This window comes from Neoaquamicrobium sediminum, from assembly GCF_013240295.1.
Classification (GTDB): domain Bacteria; phylum Pseudomonadota; class Alphaproteobacteria; order Rhizobiales; family Rhizobiaceae; genus Aerobium; species Aerobium sediminum.
This window is the reverse complement of the sequence record NZ_JABETK010000003.1, coordinates 293,800-312,155: the sequence shown is the minus strand read 5'-3', so window position 1 is coordinate 312,155 and position 18,356 is coordinate 293,800. Positions and strand designations below refer to the sequence as shown.

The 18,356-nt window shown below is 59.5% G+C and carries 16 protein-coding genes and 3 pseudogenes; 4 read left to right on the top strand and 15 right to left on the bottom strand.

All coding sequences use genetic code 11. The features are described 5' to 3' along the window. Positions 1-33 precede the first annotated feature (33 nt). The 5 genes and pseudogenes from HK436_RS24160 to HK436_RS24140 all read right to left on the bottom strand — a co-directional run bounded on the left by HK436_RS24160 (position 34) and on the right by HK436_RS24140 (position 4,710). Positions 34-435, bottom strand: coding sequence for a GFA family protein (locus tag HK436_RS24160; RefSeq protein WP_173194168.1), 402 nt, complete (start codon positions 433-435; stop codon positions 34-36). Between the two features lie 34 nt (positions 436-469). Beyond that, entirely contained in the window at positions 470-1,081 is a 612-nt protein-coding gene (locus HK436_RS24155; RefSeq protein WP_173194166.1) for a cysteine hydrolase family protein, read from the bottom strand. Positions 1,082-1,096: 15 nt separating this feature from the next. Continuing rightward, a pseudogene (katE, locus tag HK436_RS24150) lies at positions 1,097-3,216 on the bottom strand (catalase). Between the two features lie 96 nt (positions 3,217-3,312). Further along, positions 3,313-3,810, bottom strand: coding sequence for a YciE/YciF ferroxidase family protein (locus HK436_RS24145; protein ID WP_173194164.1), 498 nt, complete (start codon positions 3,808-3,810; stop codon positions 3,313-3,315). Positions 3,811-4,134: 324 nt separating this feature from the next. Next, positions 4,135-4,710, bottom strand: coding sequence for a DNA-3-methyladenine glycosylase (locus HK436_RS24140; RefSeq protein ID WP_173194162.1), 576 nt, complete (start codon positions 4,708-4,710; stop codon positions 4,135-4,137). Between the two features lie 441 nt (positions 4,711-5,151). Between HK436_RS24140 and HK436_RS24135 the strand changes: the two genes are divergently transcribed. From HK436_RS24135 to HK436_RS24120, 4 genes and pseudogenes are all read left to right on the top strand, one after another. Beyond that, the gene (locus HK436_RS24135) at positions 5,152-5,778 is read left to right on the top strand and encodes a flavodoxin family protein (protein ID WP_173194160.1); all 627 of its coding nucleotides are present in this window, start codon (positions 5,152-5,154) and stop codon (positions 5,776-5,778) included. A 70-nt stretch (positions 5,779-5,848) separates the two neighbouring features. Then, on the top strand, positions 5,849-6,358 hold the full coding sequence (locus HK436_RS24130) for a 2Fe-2S iron-sulfur cluster-binding protein (protein ID WP_173194158.1): 510 nt from the start codon (positions 5,849-5,851) through the stop codon (positions 6,356-6,358). Further along, positions 6,355-7,332 (top strand): FAD binding domain-containing protein, encoded by a 978-nt coding sequence (locus tag HK436_RS24125; RefSeq protein ID WP_173194156.1) that lies wholly within the window; start codon positions 6,355-6,357, stop codon positions 7,330-7,332. The genes HK436_RS24130 and HK436_RS24125 overlap by 4 nt, the downstream gene beginning before the upstream one ends. Positions 7,333-7,335: 3 nt before the next feature. Beyond that, positions 7,336-9,536: pseudogene (locus HK436_RS24120) on the top strand (xanthine dehydrogenase family protein molybdopterin-binding subunit). Between the two features lie 59 nt (positions 9,537-9,595). Here the strand turns inward: HK436_RS24120 and HK436_RS24115 are convergent. The 10 genes and pseudogenes from HK436_RS24115 to HK436_RS24075 all read right to left on the bottom strand — a co-directional run. Next, a complete protein-coding gene (locus HK436_RS24115) occupies positions 9,596-9,808 on the bottom strand; it encodes a hypothetical protein (protein WP_173194154.1) in 213 nt (70 codons plus the stop codon). A gap of 362 nt (positions 9,809-10,170) precedes the next feature. Further along, positions 10,171-10,749: a carboxymuconolactone decarboxylase family protein gene (locus HK436_RS24110; protein WP_173194152.1), complete on the bottom strand. Its 579-nt coding sequence runs from the start codon at positions 10,747-10,749 to the stop codon at positions 10,171-10,173. Positions 10,750-10,934: 185 nt separating this feature from the next. Then, positions 10,935-12,176, bottom strand: coding sequence for an ATP-binding protein (locus HK436_RS24105; RefSeq protein ID WP_173194541.1), 1,242 nt, complete (start codon positions 12,174-12,176; stop codon positions 10,935-10,937). Positions 12,177-12,581: 405 nt separating this feature from the next. Then, on the bottom strand, positions 12,582-13,532 hold the full coding sequence (locus HK436_RS24100) for a helix-turn-helix transcriptional regulator (protein WP_173194150.1): 951 nt from the start codon (positions 13,530-13,532) through the stop codon (positions 12,582-12,584). Between the two features lie 42 nt (positions 13,533-13,574). Then, positions 13,575-14,852, bottom strand: coding sequence for a xanthine dehydrogenase family protein molybdopterin-binding subunit (locus tag HK436_RS24095; RefSeq protein ID WP_173194148.1), 1,278 nt, complete (start codon positions 14,850-14,852; stop codon positions 13,575-13,577). 2 nt (positions 14,853-14,854) lie between these two features. After that, positions 14,855-15,643 (bottom strand): molybdopterin cofactor-binding domain-containing protein, encoded by a 789-nt coding sequence (locus tag HK436_RS24090; protein WP_312860752.1) that lies wholly within the window; start codon positions 15,641-15,643, stop codon positions 14,855-14,857. A 40-nt stretch (positions 15,644-15,683) separates the two neighbouring features. After that, positions 15,684-16,151, bottom strand: a complete 468-nt coding sequence (locus HK436_RS24085) for a (2Fe-2S)-binding protein (RefSeq protein ID WP_173194144.1) — start codon at positions 16,149-16,151, stop codon at positions 15,684-15,686. Between the two features lie 453 nt (positions 16,152-16,604). Continuing rightward, entirely contained in the window at positions 16,605-17,666 is a 1,062-nt protein-coding gene (locus tag HK436_RS24080) for an ATP-binding protein (RefSeq protein WP_244649378.1), read from the bottom strand. Beyond that, positions 17,590-17,889 (bottom strand): AAA family ATPase, encoded by a 300-nt coding sequence (locus HK436_RS33750; RefSeq protein WP_376769204.1) that lies wholly within the window; start codon positions 17,887-17,889, stop codon positions 17,590-17,592. The genes HK436_RS24080 and HK436_RS33750 overlap by 77 nt, the downstream gene beginning before the upstream one ends. Before the next feature lie 231 nt (positions 17,890-18,120). Further along, positions 18,121-18,210 (bottom strand): annotated as a pseudogene (locus HK436_RS24075) (IS5/IS1182 family transposase); the annotation flags it as partial. Positions 18,211-18,356: the final 146 nt, after the last annotated feature.

Genomic DNA, 18,356 nt, shown 5'->3' with positions numbered 1-18,356 from the left:
GGCCATCTCGAACGTAGATCCGCGCCCACCACGCTACCAGGTTTCAGTCGTTTCCTCCTCGGGCAGTCCGGCGTTGCAGTCGATCCATTTGAGCCGACCTTCAACTCCATAGTGTGATTGAGGAACGAAACTGTCCGGTTGATCGACGGTACCTACGAGCAATCGAATGCGACTGTCGCCGTCATATTGCAGATAGAGCGGTGTACCACAGGTGGGACAAAACCCACGCGTGGCAATTGGCGAAGACCTGTAGCTAGCCGGCACACGGCTCCATTCCACGATTTGGCCTTCGACTCTGACGAGTACGGCAAAAGGCCCGCCAGTGGCGCGGCGGCACATGCTGCAATGACAGTAGCCAACATGCGAAGGTTTGCCGCTCACCGTGTAGCGGCAAGAGCCGCACAGGCAGCCTCCGTTCCATGACTCTGGCTGCATTGGTTCAACTCCAGATTTGAGGCACAGGGCTTCTTCAAACGCGCCAGCCGTCGAGAATTTCCTCAACCGTCGCCAATTCGATTTGTTCGCTGAACCGGCTGCGATAGACCCGCATGAGCGCGTCATGGGTTTCATCGGCGGAGCTGCAGATAGCGTCGGCTACGAGCACAACGCGGTATCCGCGATCGACGGCCCCAAGCACGGTGGCGAGTACACACACATCGGTTTCGCCGCCCGTGATCACGATGGCGTCCGTTTCTGAACCGCCCAAGAGACGGTCAAGTGTACGTTCCGTCCAGGGGGAATATACATGTTTATCCAACACCCGCGCTGGTGGAATGAAACGGGCTAGCGTCGGCACGATTGCCACCAAAGCCGGGTCAATCTTCGCAAGCGTCACGTCAGCCCAACGGCGGTAGTAGCGCGACCAGCTGCCAGGCGCTTCCTCGGCTCGTTCGACCGGAATGAAACGCGTAAAGATTGTCGATGCAGCGTGTGCTTCTGTCAGCGCTTCGATGACAGGCACGACACGTTCCATCCATGGCACTGCCCATGGTGCCCCCGGCTCGAACAGGCCCTGCATATCCACGCAAAGATGGATGCAGTTCCTGCCGAGTGGTCCATGGATGAGGCCCTGCGCGCTCATCGCGTTCTCACGGCTTCAGAGCTTTACTGCCTCTTCCCGCGCCCAAACCCGAAGTTTTCGGCAGGCCGAGACGAATGCGGCGGCTTCTTTGGCAGCGGAAAGCGGAATCAGGCCTTCATCCCCACTGTCCACCGGGACGGCCGCCTTGATGAGAAGCGCAGCGGCGGCATCCGTATAGCCAATGTATTTCAGGTGGGCGAAGGCGTCGGCCACAAAGTCTCGAGCCGCGGCTTCCCCAGCCAACCGTTCGGCGCCGGCTTCCGACACGATGATCGCGACCGCATCGAACAACACGGAAGGACCGCCGTCGATCATGTGATCTGCCTCGATCATGCTCCCATCGGAAGTCTCCACGCCGCCGATATACGGCGCGACGATTTCCATTGTCGCGCCCTCTTTCTTGAGCGCTGTCGAAAGTCCCTTGATGAGTTTTGTATCGGCTCCATCGCTGACTAGAACGCCGACCTTGCGACCGGCAAAGCTTGCCGGACCGTTCTTGATGATGCTCAACGCGTCCGAGGCGGGCAGGTCATTGCGAGGCGAGACCGCAGCCTCTGCGGGCTCAGGTAGCTTGCGCATACCCAGTTTCTCGGCGACAGATTCAGCCAGTCCTTCATCGATGTTCAGGAGATGAGAGACCATCCGCTCGCGGATAACAGGGGTCTCTACCTTTGAGAGTTCAAAGGTGAGCGCCATGACGATGTGTTTTTGCTCGTGAACAGTCTGGCTGATGAAGAACTGACGTGCCTGACTGTAGTGATCGGCAAAGCTTTCGGCACGCAGTCGGACCTTGGGTCCATTGACGTCGTCGACGAATGATCGAAACCCGCGCTGCGGGCTTTCGCGCGGACCTTCCCCCACGAGTTCGGTTGGTAATTGGCGCGGCCGCTCGGATTGCGCATCGCCATGTGTCCGTCCTGCTGAAAGTGATGGAACGGGCATTTGGGTGCGTTAATCGGCAGATGGGTGAAGTTGGTCGAGCCCAAGCGCTTCAGTTGCGTGTCCAGATAGGAGAAATTCCGGCCCTGTAGCAGCGGGTCGTCCGAGAAGTCTATGCCGGGCGGAACATTCTGGGTCATGAAAGCGACCTGTTCCGTGTCAGCGAAGAAATTGTCGGGCATGCGATCGAGCACAAGACGACCCACAGGTACCGGCTCGATGAGCTCCTCGGGAATCAGCTTTGTAGGATCGAGAACGTCAAACTCGAAGCTGTCGGCAAAATCCTGATCGAAAAGTTGGACGCACAGTTCCCACTCCGGAAAGTCTCCGGCTTGAATCGCGTCCCACAAGTCACGCCGGTGAAAGTCCGGATCGGCGCCGTTTATCTTGACCGCCTCATTCCAGACGACGGATTGCAGGCCCTGTTTGGGTTTCCAGAGAAACTTGACGAAGGTGGATTCGTCCTTGTCATTGAGGAACCGGAAGGTGTGAACCCCGAACCCTTCCATAAACCGAAAAGAACGCGGGATCGCGCGGTCGGACATGACCCACATGATCATGTGCATCGATTCCGGTGTGAGCGAGATGAAGTCCCAGAAATTGTCATGCGCCGATTGCGCTTGGGGGAAAGCGCGGTCGGGTTCTGGCTTCACGGAATGGATCACATCGGGAAACTTGATCGCATCCTGAATGAAGAAGACCGGTATATTGTTGCCGACGATGTCCCAGTTGCCTTCCTGGGTGTAAAGCTTGACGGCGAAGCCTCGCACGTCTCGCGCCAGGTCGAATGAACCTTTAGACCCAGCCACCGTCGAGAAGCGCACGAAAGCCGGCGTTTTCTCTCCGGCGCGCTGGAAGATATCCGCGCGCGTGTATTTCTTGAGTGATTCATAGGTCTCGAAATAGCCGTGAGCGCCGTAACCACGGGCATGGACCACGCGCTCGGGGATACGCTCGTGATCAAAATGAAAGATTTTCTCGCGGAAGTGAAAATCTTCGATCAGACTTGGACCGCGCTCTCCATATTTGAGGGTGTTCTGGTCGTCCGCCACCGGCGCGCCCTGCGCGGTTGTCAGTACCGGTGTATCGCCTTCTGCGGTCTGATGAAGTTCGCCGCCATGTCCGCGCATGAGTGATTGGTCGTGGATCGTGGCCGCATGAGGCTTGCGGCTGGATCGGCCTGAGTTCTTAGCCATGGTGCTTGGCTCCTGCTAGCTGGCGAATACCGCGTTGACGTCCTGGTCAGAAAGCGACAAGGCCCGGGAGCGATCCCGGGCCTTTGGAACTTCTGATCAGGCAGCCTTTGCGCGCTGATTGGCGGAGGCATCCGCCAACTTGGTTAGGTCGGCGTCGGTTTTGGATTCTTCCTGCAATGTCTGATCAAGCAATTTTGCCGCATCAGCCATGCCCAGTTCGGTTGCCCAGCGCTTCAGCTTGCCGTACCGGGTGATCTCGTAGTGCTCGACGGCCTGAGCCGCAGAGATCAGGCCTGCATCAAGGGCATCGGTGTCCTTGAATTCTTCCATGATCTCTTCGCCCTCGGCGACGATGCCCTCGATGGCATCGCATGTCTTTCCGCGGGGCTGCTTTCCGAGAATCTCGAACACCTGCTGGAGGCGTTCAACGTGACCTTCCGTTTCCTCGCGATGCTTCTCGAAGGCGGCTTTCAGATCGTCAGACTTCGCGGCGCGCTTCATCTTCGGCAGCGCCTTCAGGATTTTGCGTTCGGCGTAGTAGATGTCCTTCAGGGTATCGTGGAACAGGTCTTCGAGCGTTTTTTCCTTGGCCATTTTCGCGTCCCTTTCACAGCATGTGTGGATAGGTGGAAGCCCACCCGAGCTTGATTGACCGGTGATAAACAACAGACATGGCGTAGTGTTCCCCGCGCTCAGAAAACTTTATTGCGATGGAGAGGCGAAGCGAGCAGGGCCGATGAGACCGCCTTGCCGAACGCTATTCGTTGACGACGTTCCTCCGCGCTAGAATGCGCCCGCTCCTGCTCGATGGACAGGGGCTCGCACACTCCGGCCATCATAGTCACCGCGTTCAAGCAGGCTGCAGTTCGAACTAGATGTTAGGCGGCGAAATCGCTGCTTGGGCCGAGAGACCCGTAGTCAGAAAAAACGACGGCTGAGATACGGTGAGCCGGCGAGGCCAAACCGCCAGGGGTTGGTGGTTGCGCGCGTGATGCCGACACGAGGACCACAAATGACATCCAGATGAGGACGGGCGGCGCTCAGGCTGAATGGGCTTTCGAACAGGGACGCCCCATCATGGGTGCGATCGATCGCCAAGGCCTGACAAAGCCGCCCGGGCCCCGATGCAAGCAATCGCATGGAATCGACGGAGCGCCTCGCCTTCATGACATCGACCCCGCAGATCGGCTCTATCGCCCTCAACAACACCGCGCTTCCGGGACGGCAAACGGCGTTCAAGCACCAGTGCAATCCATACGAGCGATACACGTACGCCCTACCTGGAGGACCGAACATCGTTGCATTTCGCGCCGTTCTGCCGCGATGACTGTGAGAGGCCGGATCGTCCGGCGTGTACGCCTCGGTCTCGATGATCCAGCCACCCACTCCTGCGACCAGTAACTCAAAGCCAATCAGCTCGCGGGCGACCTCTACTGCATCGCGCTCAAAAAACTCATGATTCAGTCCCGCTTGCGTCTTTATTTGATCGCTCATTTTTCTCGCGCTGTGCCTCGAACAGAAGGATCATCGACCTGCGCCTCAGGCTCTATGGAGGCATTGACCATCGGCGTTTCCGCTCGCCGGTCCTACTCCAGCATTCCCACCAGCACCTTCGCTGATAATTTCGGAAGCTTTGCGAGGAACGTCCAGGTCGATCTTCCGTTAGTCGGATAGACCGACACGGAGCCCAGTTATGTCTCGCGGAGACAAATCGAAAATTACCGACAAGCTGGAGCGCAAGACAGACCATGTTGGGGAAGGCTATCAGATGAAAAGCCTTCCGGACAACAAACGCGATAGACGCGTTTGGTCGACCGATAACAACGAGGGAGGCGGCCAAAAGCCCGGATCGGGTGCGGCTAGTTTGACAGGCGCTCCTGCCCCTCTCATGGGCGTCCCGCTCACACGCAACGCGCAAGCCGGGGAGCGACAATTATGATCAGCAAGCGGAAACTGACCGCCATCGCCTTCAACTGTTCGCTGAAACGTTCAGACGCGGAAGAAGAAAGTTCCACCGATAGGATTATCGCGCATCTGTTTTCCGCCTTCGAACGACATGGCATCGAAGGAAGCGTTGAGCGCGTGGCGGACTACAATATCCTTCCCGGCGTGACGTCCGATGAAGGCGACGGCGACGAATGGCCGATGCTGCGCGAGAAGATTATTGCGGCCGACATTGTCATCCTTGGCACACCGATTTGGCTCGGCCAGCCCTCCAGTATTGCCAAGCGGATACTGGAGCGGATGGATGCGTTCCTTTCCGAGACGGACGAGGACGGGCATATGCCAGCGTCTGGGAAGGTGGCGGTCGTCGCCGTCGTCGGTAATGAAGACGGCGCGCATCACTGTCATGCAGCGATATTTCAGGCGCTGAACGACGTCGGTTTCACCATCCCGGCCAACGCTGGCGTTTATTGGGTCGGCGAGGCCATGGGCGACGTTGATTATGTCGACCTGAAGCAGACACCGGACAATGTCGCCGCGGCGATCAACACCGCCGCCTCGAACGCCGCGCATTTGGCGTCTGCCTTGAAATCAGCGGCCTATCCTGCCGTGGAATAAGCAGAGCGGTCGTTCGATTATTGGGCACGGCACACGCGCGAACCATCCACCCTGGTGAAGTAATTCGGTTATGAGAACGCAACTTCGAATTAATGGCGAGAGCCATGAGGTGGAGACTGATACCCGCACAACACTGCTCGACGCGCTTCGTAATGACCTCGGTCTCACTGGCACGAAGAAGGGCTGCGACCATGGGCAATGCGGCGCGTGCACGGTGCTTGCCGATGGGCGCCGGATCAATTCGTGTCTTACACTCGCCTGCATGCACGACGGCGAGGAAATCGTTACGATTGAAGGTTTGGGCGCGCCAGGCAGGCTCTCGGCTCTCCAGCGCGCCTTCATACATCATGACGGATTTCAGTGCGGATATTGCACGCCCGGGCAGATCTGCTCCGCGTCAGCAATGCTTGGGGAGATTGAAGCGGGTTGGCCAAGCAGCGTGACCGCCGACGTTGCCGGGCGACCGGACCTGACGGCGCAGGAGGTCTCAGAACGGATGAGCGGTAACCTCTGCCGTTGCTCGGCCTATCCCAACATCATCGAGGCGATCCTGGATGTAGCGAAGGCAAAAGGCTCATGAACCCGTTTGTTTACGCACGAGCCTCATCGCTTGCGGAAGCCGCCAGGCTGGGTCTCGACAAAGGAACCTTTGTGGCTGGCGGTACCAATCTTCTCGATCTGATGAAACTGGAGGTCGTTGCGCCCGAGCGACTTATCGACATTAGCCGGCTGGATTTCGGTGGGATCGAGGAACGGCCTGACGGCGGACTTAGGATCGGGGCCATGGTGCGCAATAGCGACCTGGCTGCTGATGGGTTGGTCCGGGAACGGTACCCGGTTTTGGCAAAGGCCTTGCTGGCGGGTGCAAGCGGACAGATCCGCAACATGGCCTCCACGGGCGGCAATCTGCTCCAGCGCACGAGATGCTATTATTTCTACGACACCGCAATGCCCTGCAATAAGCGTGCGCCCGGAAGCGGCTGCCAAGCCATCGGAGGCATCAACCGATCCCACGCGATCTTTGGGGGTAGCGAGCACTGCATAGCCACGCACCCAAGCGACATGGCCGTTGCGCTCCGGGCGCTCGATGCCGCCGTCGAGATTGAGCGGGACGACGGCGCACGGCGTGTGGTCGAACTCGAAAGCTTCTATCGCCTTCCGAAGGACACCCCTCATATCGAGACGGTGCTGGAACCCGGCGAACTCATCACAGCTGTCTTGCTGCCGCCGCCTGCTGCGTTGCGGCAAGCCTACCGAAAGGTACGCGATCGAGCTTCTTATGCTTTCGCGCTCGTGTCTGTTGCAGGCATCGTGAGGTTGGAGGGTGGCCTTATAGAGAGCGCCGCGTTTGCCTTTGGCGGCGTCGCGCCGCAGCCCTGGAGAGACGAGACCTTCGAGCATATTCTCATGGGCAATAAACCGGGTCCTGATCTGTTCGCGCGCGCAACAGACACGCTCGTGATGCAGGCCGCTCCCACGAAGGACAATGCGTTCAAGGTATTGCTGCTCCAGCGCACCACCCAGGCAGTCCTTTCTGAACTCACAGGAGTTTGACGAATGGCGGCACATCACAAGATGGACGACCGTGTCGGCCGTGACCGATTGGAAGAGATGGCCCAGGGTGTTATCGGCGAGCCGCTCGACCGCCCCGAGGGAGAACTCAAGGTTTCGGGTCGAGCGACCTATGCAATGGACGGTCTGCCGGCTGGTTGTCGCCATGGCGTGCTCGTGCGTTCGACCGTAGCCAAAGGCAGGCTACGTGCCTTTGATGTCGATAGCGTCGAGAGGCTGCCGGGCGTCCGTGCCGTGATTGCCGACGACCGCTTTATCAAAAACCCTGCACAGGGCATGGCCGGAAAGGCACCCGCACAAGACACGCGCGAGATATTGTTCTTTGGGCAGCCGGTTGCGCTGGTCGTCGCCGATACATTCGAGCAGGCCCGCCATGGGGCACAGATCCTGAGGCAGGAGGTAGAAAGGGCCGAGGACGCGCCGGTCAGCCTTGACGATCCGACGGCCCAGCTCGATACGCCGAGCAATAAGCAGTCCTCGAGCGGTGACATTGACGCGGCGATGCGGGCATCACCGTTCACGATTGATGCCACCTATACGACGCCCGGACACGCAAGCGCGGCGATGGAGCCACATGCCTCGGTCGCTACGTGGGAGGACGAAAGGCTGACGTTACAGGCGAGCTACCAGATGCTGCGCTATAATCGCGCCGAACTCGCTGACGCTCTCGGGATCGAAGAGGACAACGTTCGCTTGCTCGCGCCCTATGTTGGAGGAGGGTTTGGCTCCAAGCTTGGGATTGCCCCTGAAGCTGTTGCCGCAGCAATTGCCTCCAAGGAACTCGGAACTCCGGTTGGTGTTGCGATGACGCGGCAGAATGAGTTTGAGATGGTCTTGCGGCGGTCAGATACCAGGCAACGCATTCGTCTGGCTGCCGACGAAACAGGCCGACTGATAGGGATAGGTCACGACGCGCTAGTGACCAATCTTCCCGGCGAAAAGTTCTCAGAGCCGGTAACGCAGGCGACGCCGTTTCTTTATTGCGGTGACAACCGCGCCATTGGCCATAAGATCGCACGGATACATCGTACGCCATCGGGGTCGGTTCGTGCGCCCGGTGAGGCAGTAGGCGTGACGGCCCTGGAGATTGCGATTGATGAGCTTGCCGCTGCCTGCGGCATCGATCCTGTCGAGTTGCGACGACGCAACATCCCCGACCAGGACCCGTCCAAAGAAATCCCGTTCTCCTCGCACATGCTGGCCAAGGCCCTTGAGACCGGCGCAGCACGGTTCGGTTGGTCGAAGCGCAACGCATCGCCAGGCGAAGTGCGTGAGGGTGAATGGCTGATCGGTCTCGGCATGGCTTCTGCTGCGCGCGTCAACATGTTGATAGAATCGAAAGCGAGCGTGACGCTGACCAAACAGGGCCGTGCGACCATTGAGACCGATATGACGGATATAGGGACTGGCACATACGCCATCCTGGGACAGGTTGCAGCGGAAATGCTGGGATTGCCGGTGACGGACGTTGAAACGAGGCTCGGTGACACCAACTTGCCCCCGGCCTCGGGCTCCGGTGGTTCATTTGGGGCTGCCTCCAACGGAACCGCTGTGTTCCTCGCATGCGAGGAAATCCGCCAACAACTTTGCACCAAGCTCGACTGCAACCCTGAAGATCTGACGCTAAAGGATCGTCACGCGGTCGTGGGCAATCGTCGAATTCCCGTTGTCGATATTCTGAACGGTGAAGACATCCGCGGTGAAGGCCATGTTGAGCCGGGCGAGGCTGAGGACAAGGTCAGGCAGGCTACTTATGGCAGCTATTTCGCGGAGGTGGCCGTGAACTCGGTCACCGGAGAGGTGCGGGTGCGCCGTATGCTCGGGGTATTCGCCGCCGGACGCATTTTGAACGCCAAGACCGCCCGTTCACAATGTCTGGGGGAATGACCTTTGGAATTGGGATGGCATTAACGGAGGAACTTCTGCACGATCCTCGAGATGGCCATATCGTCAATCGCGATTTTGCTGAATACCATTTGCCGGTGAATGCGGACGTTCCGCAGATTGAGGTTGAACTGCTTGAGGAGCGGGACGCATGGGCGAACCCCTTGCAAGCAAAAGGTATTGGCGAACTCGGCATCTGCGGCGCAGCCGCGGCTATCTTGAACGCGATATATAACGCTACAGGAGTTCGTATTCGCGACTTGCCGGCGACGGTAGATAAGGTTCTCCCCGGCCTTGCTTGACCCAAATACGGCGACCAAAAAAACCAGTCGTCGCCACTGCAAAAATTCGCAAGGGCCCTCTAGCTGTCAACTGTCGCCATGAGCACGGCCAAGTCCGATGGACTGAGCTGCAATTCATAGCGATAAAGAGCTCCAGATCCGTGTATTCCGTCAGCGCAGATCGTAATCACCGTAATTCCATCGCGCTTCGCAACGTCTTCTTCCCTCAGAGCACGATCATAGATCTTCTTCCGATTGCCCACGCGCTTGGCCGGGCCTACATCGACCAGCATCCCCCACCTCCGCCATCGTTCCCATGCATGCAATAGCACATTATTGCCGGGCCCTGAATATAGTCGCGCTGTACTGCTTGACAGGGCCGACAGCGTGTTTAGGTGTTGTCCTCGTTCTGGGAAATGGGCGCGCAAGCACGCACTTCACTGCTTGAACGGTGCCACCTGCATTCCTTAGCAAGGCGGAGATTAGGCGAATTTTAACTACAAGCGTTCACTGTTCAAGTGTCGACTTTGTCTTGCGTAACGGCGACAGCTGGCGCGTCAATTGTATCCCCCTGATCGACAATTGACGCGCCTCTAATCTCGACTTACGGCACAGCGGTGCTCAAAATGCTCCGGCGAGATGGTGGACCCGTTCGTCAGAGGGCTGTCATTGAGAGTTCTCTTCGAACGCTCAAGTCGCTATCCAAAAATTCCGGCTCCGCCTCAGCCCCCACAGCGTCGAAGTAGCGGCTCAAAAAGTTGCGAAACGAGGCGGCTAGAGCGATATCGGCTATATTCAGATCCGAAAGCCCTACGGCACGGAGCGCCTCAATGTCTGCTTGACCTATGCGAGAGGCGTCGACCGTGATCTGCTCGGCATAGGCCAGCATGGCGACCTGTTGGTCCGTCAGTCCGGCGTTTCTATAGTCTCGATGCACGGCGAGTGCTTGTTCCCTTCCGATCATGCCGGACAGCGTCTTGAAGTAGACTTGGGAACAGTAGCTGGAAGGCACATATTTGGCCGCCACCAGGGTGATGAGCCGGAAGTTGAGCAGTCCAAGAGAAAAACCGTCTCTCAACTGCTGCAACAAGTGCTCGATCGGTACCAGCATGTCAGGTCTAGCTGACCAGCATTGCGTTGCCTGCATCACCCTTCCCATTGACGCCAACTCATTGGCATAGATTGCCGCCACTGCGCCCTCAGCCTGTTCTGGTTCTATGGTTTGTATGAACATCGTTACCTCCCGGGGTACTGACACTGCCACATTCTCGAACGGAAGCGTTGACATGGGAAGAGCTTGCTAAAGGCCGCATTGTCAGCTCGAGGCTACTCCACTCCTTGGTCGCACGATCATGAGTTCCTGCCCGGAGGTGACCTAGCACGCGACTTGTCTTTCGACGGGGTGCGACGGAGGCCTGGTCAGGACTCTGACCAAAGGCTCGATATTGGAGCGGCGAAAAGGTTGTCACCAAAAGGGACGATCTGGTCCCCGTCGTAAAGGACTACGCCCTGCGTGAACCTGCTGTGCAAAGACTCTGAGAGCTTGCGCAATCCCTTGAAATCTCCGGACGACACCGATGCGGCGGCCTTGATCTCGATCCCGGAGATATTCCCGTCTGATGCCTCGAGAACGATGTCTACTTCAACCCCTTCCCGATCTCGGAAGTGAAAGACCGAGGGTTGCTGCTCGCTCCAGCCGATGATCTTGCGCACCTCGCTATGGACGAACGCTTCGAGCACGGTGCCGAAGGCGCTACGGTCGCGCCGGACGTTATCGGGTGAGATGCCCCGCATCGCCGCAAGCAACCCGGAATCCAGAAAGTGCAGCTTGGGCGATTTCGTCAGTCGTTTGAGCTTGTTGGTGAACCAAGGCTGGACCGTATCGATGATGAACAGGCTTTCAAAGATGCGAAGATATTTCTGCGTGGTAACATGGTTGAGGCCGGCCGCAGAGCCGATCGAAGAGTAGTTCACGAGCTGGCCGGAATGCTCGGCGATCATGCGAAGCAAGTGCGGCATTACAGCTATCTGTTCGACTTGGGCGATATCCTTTATGTCGCGCTGCACGATCGCATCGATGTAACTGGTATACCACCCCTGACGTCGTGACCATCGGTTCCGAGAAAAGGCCTCAGGATACCCGCCGCGGAGTACCACCTCAACGAGATCATCTCCGTGAATGCAGTTGCCCACCGTGGGCTTGCGTCCGGAAAACAGGTTGTCGACGAAAGCCGATCGTCGCCCGAGGATTTCGGATTGAGCCAGCGGCAGAAGGGAAATGGTCTCCATTCGGCCGGCGAGGGAGTCGGCCACCTTAGGGATTGTCATCAGGTTGGCGGAGCCGGTAAGCAAAAAGCGACCAGGCCGCGTGTCGCGATCCACCTCGACCTTGATTGGCAACAGTAGCTGCGGAGCGCGCTGTACCTCGTCGATAACGGCGCGGTCGATGCCACGAAGGAAGCCGACCGGATCGGCGCGGGCCGCATCGAGCGTAGTTGGGTCATCGAGGGTGAAGAACTGCATACCCTTCCCGGAAACCTCCTTGGCCAAGGTGGTCTTGCCTGACTGCCTGGGGCCGGAGATGAGGACCACGCGCGTATCCTCGAGTGCTTCCTCGATCCGTACCTTTACATAGCGGGGTAAACATGAGAGGCGACTCATCCGCATGCCGGGTTTCGTGACTGAATGAAAGCTATGAAGCCGCGAATTGAAAGTCAACGCTCCGCGAATTGAAAGATGAGTAGCCGCAAATGGAAGGATTTATGCCCGCGGATTGAAATGGCGATACCGCAATCCGATGATTGCCCCCGCCTCCACGTTTTTTGGTTGAGGCTGGGATATGGGCGGACGAACTCAAAAGTTGAACGGTGGAATGCAGGCCGCGTGCTTCTTTTGCCGTTTGCATCGCCTGCGTCTTTAACAATTGCCAGCCCGTCATCCCATCGGTTCCAGATCCACCGGGTTTTCGCTCAGGATCAGGCGGCGAAGCCCTCCCAGCATGTTGGTGCTATTGGTCTCGTCGATGCTTGCGGTTTCCACGATCGTGGCGTGTCCGGTACTCCCACGTCAAGTGGTTGGTTTGTTCTCTTCGTGCCTTGTGGCCAGGCGCCGGTATTCCGCCGGCGTCGGGCCAACTGCGGCGCGGAAAGCGCGTTGGAAGTGCGGCTGGTCGCTGTAGCCTGCAAGCAGCCCGACGAGCGCAAGAGGGGTGTCTGTTCCTGCAAGCAGCCGCGTCGCCAGATGGACACGCGCGGAGGCGACAATGTCGCTCAGGGTCCAGCCGGCTTCCGCCAGCCGCCGCTGAAGCGACCGAAGGCTGAGCCCTGCCGCGTGGGCAATATCGGCCGCCCTGCGGCGTCTCGTCGGTGCTCCGAGCTGTTCCGCAAACACTCGCCTCACATGGGGATCGCTTATACTTCGCCCCGCAACATCGACGGCGGGAACTGGCCCGTCGTCCGATGGCGAAGGAGCATTCGGCGGAGGCGTAAATCCTTGCCAGGAGACCCACCAGATATGGGTCCGGGCGGCTGGTGCGGCAGGTTCAGTGAGTGAGACCGACCCATCAAAACTCAACACAGCACCGTGCGCCCCGCGCCACCTGAGAATGCCCAGGATCAAGCCTGCTACTGCGATGTTCTCGCCTGCAGATATGGACAAACCGCACGTGTCGAAATGCTCCATGACAATCCTGTCATCAGCGCTGTCGACGACACGGGTGCGATGCCGGGAATGGAAATAGCGTTCTATGGCGATCCAGCTTGCGACCACATCGCTCGGCGTCCGGCATCCGGCGAACACGCCGGCGACCGGATGGTCTGCGAAATCCGGCACGATATCGGCAACGCGCAGGATCGTTGCCGGGCCATGAGCCCCAAGCACTCCGTCGAGTAGCGCCCGCTTCTCGGCCGGGTCCACGGTGCGATCACCTACGGCCGTCGAAGCAGGTACCGCTATCGACTGGCGGGCAAGGGAACGGCTCACCATCGCCACAACAAGCGCGCTGGCGAAATCGTCCAAGTTAGGCCGCCTTAACCGGGAGCGCCGTCACCGTCCGGCCCGTCATCGCCGCGATGGCGCTGGTGACGGCCGCCGTTCCGCAGACGATCGCGGTCTCGCCAGCACCCGTCGGCTCGTTGCTGCCTCGATCAGACGGATTTCGATGCTCGGCACATCGGACAGCACAGGCAGCGGGTAGTCGAAGAAGCTCTCGGGCAGTATGCGCCCGTCCCCCACCACCAGCTCCTCCCTCAACGCCATGCCGATCCCCCACACAAGGTTGCCTTCTACCTGCGCCCGAACCTGATCGGGGTTTATCACAAGGCCGCAGTCATGCGCGCACCACAGGCCGGATACTGTGTACCCGGCATCGCGTCTTGTCACGCGCGCCACTGCGGCGGCGTAGGACATATCCTTGTAGATGCCGCAGGCGAGCCCCCAGCTCTCATTCCGTGAGTCCTTCGGCCGTGACGCCCAGCCGGCCATTTCCGCCGCCTCGGTGAGCACCGTGCTCAAGCGCGCGTGTTCCGGCTTGATCGACTTCAGGCGCATGTCCAACGGGTCGATGCCCTTTGCCCGGGCAAGCGCGTCTATGGCGGTCTCGACCGCCCAGTGGTTGGCCGCGGCACCCAGCCCGCGCCAGGGACCGGTCTTGACCGGCAGGCGAACATCCTGAAACTCGACGCGGCTGGCATCCGCCGCGTAAGGTGGGATCGAGCCCCGCGCGACACCCGGGTCGGCGACGAAACTGGTGGCAAGTTGCAGGCCCGGTCCCATCGCCGCCGAGGTGAAGATGATGTGGCCCGAACGGAATGCGTGGTGCCAATTCGTGATCCGTCCTGCCGCATCTGCTGAAAGCCGGATGCGGTGGGACGATGGAGGGCGATGGAACCCTGCACGGAATTCGTCGCTCCGGCTCCATTGCACCTTGACCGGCCGCCCGCAGAGCTTCGCCAGCCGCGCCGCTTCCATCTCGGCGGCCACGATGGTTCGCGCTCCGAAACCGCCTCCCATGCGCATGCCGTGAACCACCACCTTGTCCCGGTCGAGGCCGAATTCATCGGCAAGGCTGTCTCGGACGAAGAACGGATCCTGAGTGCCAGTCCATACATCCAGGCCACCATTCTCACCGAACCGGGCGATAGACGTGCGGGGCTCGATCGAGGCGTGGGCGGCGTGTGGCACGGTGAGCGTCAGGTCGACGTCGACCGGTCCGCTGCTTGTGTCGCCTGCATCAAGGACACTATGCTCCAGCGCGCCGGATGCGTCACCGACGTCGACCATTGCCGCAATGGCGGCGGAATTGATGTTCGGCCCTTCCTCTTCTTCGACACCAAGCAAGCTTATCGCCTGTGCCAGCGCGCCACGGCGGGAGGCGATGAGGCCTGCGAAGTTGCCCTCCTGGTAGAGGCCAAGGAATCCTGGGATCGATCCACATTCCGACGCATCGATGCCAAGGATTCGCCCTCCGAGGGTCTGTGGGCGGACGACCGCACCGAACACCATTCCCGGCAGGCGGATGTCGTCGGCATAGAGCGGGCGGTTGCCGGTGACGATTGCATCAATGTCGTGGGTCGGATGGGCGCGGCCGACCTCGCGCCGACCGTCTGAAACCGCAAGCAGCCGAGGCGTTGCGGTCTCGCATCCTCGGCGGTCATGAGGAGGGGCGTGCCTGCGCCCAATTCTTCGAAGGTGAGGATCGTCTTGCCATCAGATGCGACGCCATCCGGTGCCAGTTGCAGGTCTGCAACTGGACGGCCAAGCCGTTGCGCGGCCTCGCGCAGAACGGCGCCGGCAAGGGCCGCCGCCGCGCGCGCCACCAGCAAACCCGTCTCGCGCATCGCGTCGGAGCCGACGGTCGAGCGGGCGACCGGAATCAGGCTCGTATCGGGCTGCACGAGACGGACGCGGTACGCGCCGACGCCCAGTTCGTCGGCTGCCACCTGCCGAAGCCCCATCGAGATGCCCTGGCCCATCTCGGCGCGAGTGGAATATAGCTCGACAAACCCGTCCGGCCTCAAGCTGAGCCACGCCGCGGCATCCGCAGACGTCGGCACATTGCGCGGTGGCAGAGTCGGCATCAAGGCCCAGGCCGCCCCCCGGCGACGACCGTGATACCGGCAGCGCCCCACCCGAGCGCGGTGAGGAAGCGGCGTCGCGACAGCTTCGGCATCATGCGTCTCCCGCCATTGCGGCTTGCGCTCGTGCAATCGCTTTGCGGATGCGTGCCTGTGTGCCGCAGCGGCAGAGAACACCGTCCATTACCGCCTCGATCCCGGACGCGTCGGCATCCGGCCGGGCAGCCAGCAGGGCAAACGCGGTCATGATCTGGCCGTTCTGGCAATAGCCGCACTGCGGCACGCTCTCCTCGATCCAGGCCTGCTGGACCGGATGCAGTTTGTCGCTATCTGCAAGCCCTTCCAGCGTGAGAACCTCGGAGCCTTGTGCTGCCGAGGCCGGATAGACGCACGAGCGATGCGCTTCCCCGTCGATGACGACGGTGCAGGCACCGCAGGACGCCACACCACAGCCGAAGCGCGGCCCATTCAGTCCGAAATGGTCCCGCAGGACGAAGAGCAGGGGTTCGTCGGAAAATTCATCGGGGATTTCCACCGACTGGCGATTGAGAATGATACGCATCTGGACCTCCGTTGATCGGCGGAGGTTCGCGCACCATAGGCAAGCCGTATTGAATGATCGCGCCACAATGGTGGAAGGCAGCACCGGGGCCGATACCGGATGGTCGGGTTTTGGGCGCCGCGGGCCAAATAGCTGCCGTTTAACTCGGACTGACCTAGTCGACGGCTCCCGACCCCCAAGTCGATCTTTCAGGCCGGGCTGTTGAGCGCCCTAGACCTGCCGTTGATACAGCACCTGCTTCCGGCTCAAGCGAACCCGGCTGCGGATAGTCCGGTTGATCGCGCGAAGTCTGATCATGCGGCTATTCGCAACAAACTGGGTTGGCATCGCTCCCAGCCCCTAAGTGATATGTGGAATACATTGGGCGTCTTGTGCACGTTCTGGGAGAGGAAGAACGCTCAGTTCTGGCAGAGCGCGTTTGTGCGGCATTAGAAACAACCCACTACCAACGTCCTAGTCAGCGGCAAATGACCAGAACGACGATAGTGGCAGGGCGAATAGCTTTGAGCCGAATGTCAAAGGTCTATCTCCCAGGTAGACGACGATGCCGATGACGTTCCAGGCGCTCCCGGGGCCGTCGGTTCGGAACCATTGCAGGTGGCGGAAATCATTCAAGTCGACGTTCGATGATGCCTTCATCTCGAAGCCGACTATGGTTCTGTTGGTTTCCGCTAGAATATCGATCTCTCGCCCACGTTGGTGGCGCCAATGATAAAGACGCCAGTGACTCTGCTGATGAGGCAAAGATTTCAACAATTCGTTGTGCACGAAGGTTTCAAGCACTCCACCGAGCGCTGCCGGATTGGCATCGGCAAGAAAGCTCTCAGAAGTCAGGTTCCGTAGTGCCGCGACGATTCCCGTGTCTACGAGGTGAACCTTCGGCTGTCGGATATCGCGCCCGGCCTCGCCAGAAGTCCAGGCTGGGAGCCTCGACATCAACGATAGCTTGGTAAGCACGTCCAGATAGGTCTCGATTGTAGGGCGCTGAACACCGATGATGCTCCCCATTTCCTGGACATTGAGTTCGTTCGCGGTTCGAGCGGCAATCTGATCAATCAGGCGGCGCATGGCATCGGACTTCCGTACCTTAATGAGATCGGCAACATCCCTTTCAACAATGGTGTCCACATAGTCGCGGTAGCGACGTTGTCGGCTACGGTCCGGCAGGTTGCGGATTTCAGGGTAGCCGCCCGCCAGAAGCTCCTGAATATAACCGTTCCTCGAGACGGGTTCTGGTTTCGGTAAGTCCCTAAGTAACGGTTCGGGAGTGCGGCTTGCCCAGTCAAGGATTCTCGCCGGACCCTTGCGTTGGACTTCGGCGCCGCTCAGCGGCAGCATCGTCAATGTCTGGACCCGTCCCGCGAGGGAATCAGCAACATGTGCGTTCGTGAACACATTGGATGATCCAGTTAGGATGAACTGCCCCATCCTTCGCCGTTCATCGACTATCCGCTTGATCGCGAGGGCGAGGCGCTTGGATCGCTGCGCCTCGATCGATGATAAGCGGAACGTCATTCGCTTCAGACACGAGCGCTTCGATTTGTCCGGACGGATCGGCCTCCATCGCTGCAAGCACGTTCTCGTCGTCCAACGTAATGAACCTCCCGACATCGAGGAGCTCCCGAACCAGAGTCGTCTTGCCGACCTGTCGAGGGCCGATGATGTTGACCACCCTCGTCGAACGGAGGGAATCCAGCAGTTCGGCTCGCAGGTGTCTTGGCAGCAGAGTGTCTTCCATCGAATGTGACCTCGACATGTTAGATCGCTGGGCGGATTGATAACAGGAAGTTGGGGAAATGTATAGTAAAGATGCGGGGAAATGCATAATTGACGCCCGGGGAAATGTCTAGTCGCTCTGGGCTGAACCCCACAGGACGTGCCCTGCTGGCGCAAGTTCCGCCCTCGGGTAGTCGATGCGTCCGCCATTCCGTAGGGTCAGCAAGGCCGGACTACGCTCAGGACTCATTGATCAGATCCAGAAGATGATGGCTGCTGCGATGCAGATGGCCGAGAAGAAGGTGTGGGCGCATCGGTCGTAGCGGGTTGCGACGCGCCGCCAGCAGCAGACGTACAACCTTTGATGAAGGCGCAATGCCAATAAAGTGCGGCGGACACCTTCACGACCGCAATTTCTACTGCGCCGCACAAAACGCTGGAGTGCGCTTCCACCCCGATCGGTTTGCAGGCTTCATCTAAGTTGCGCAG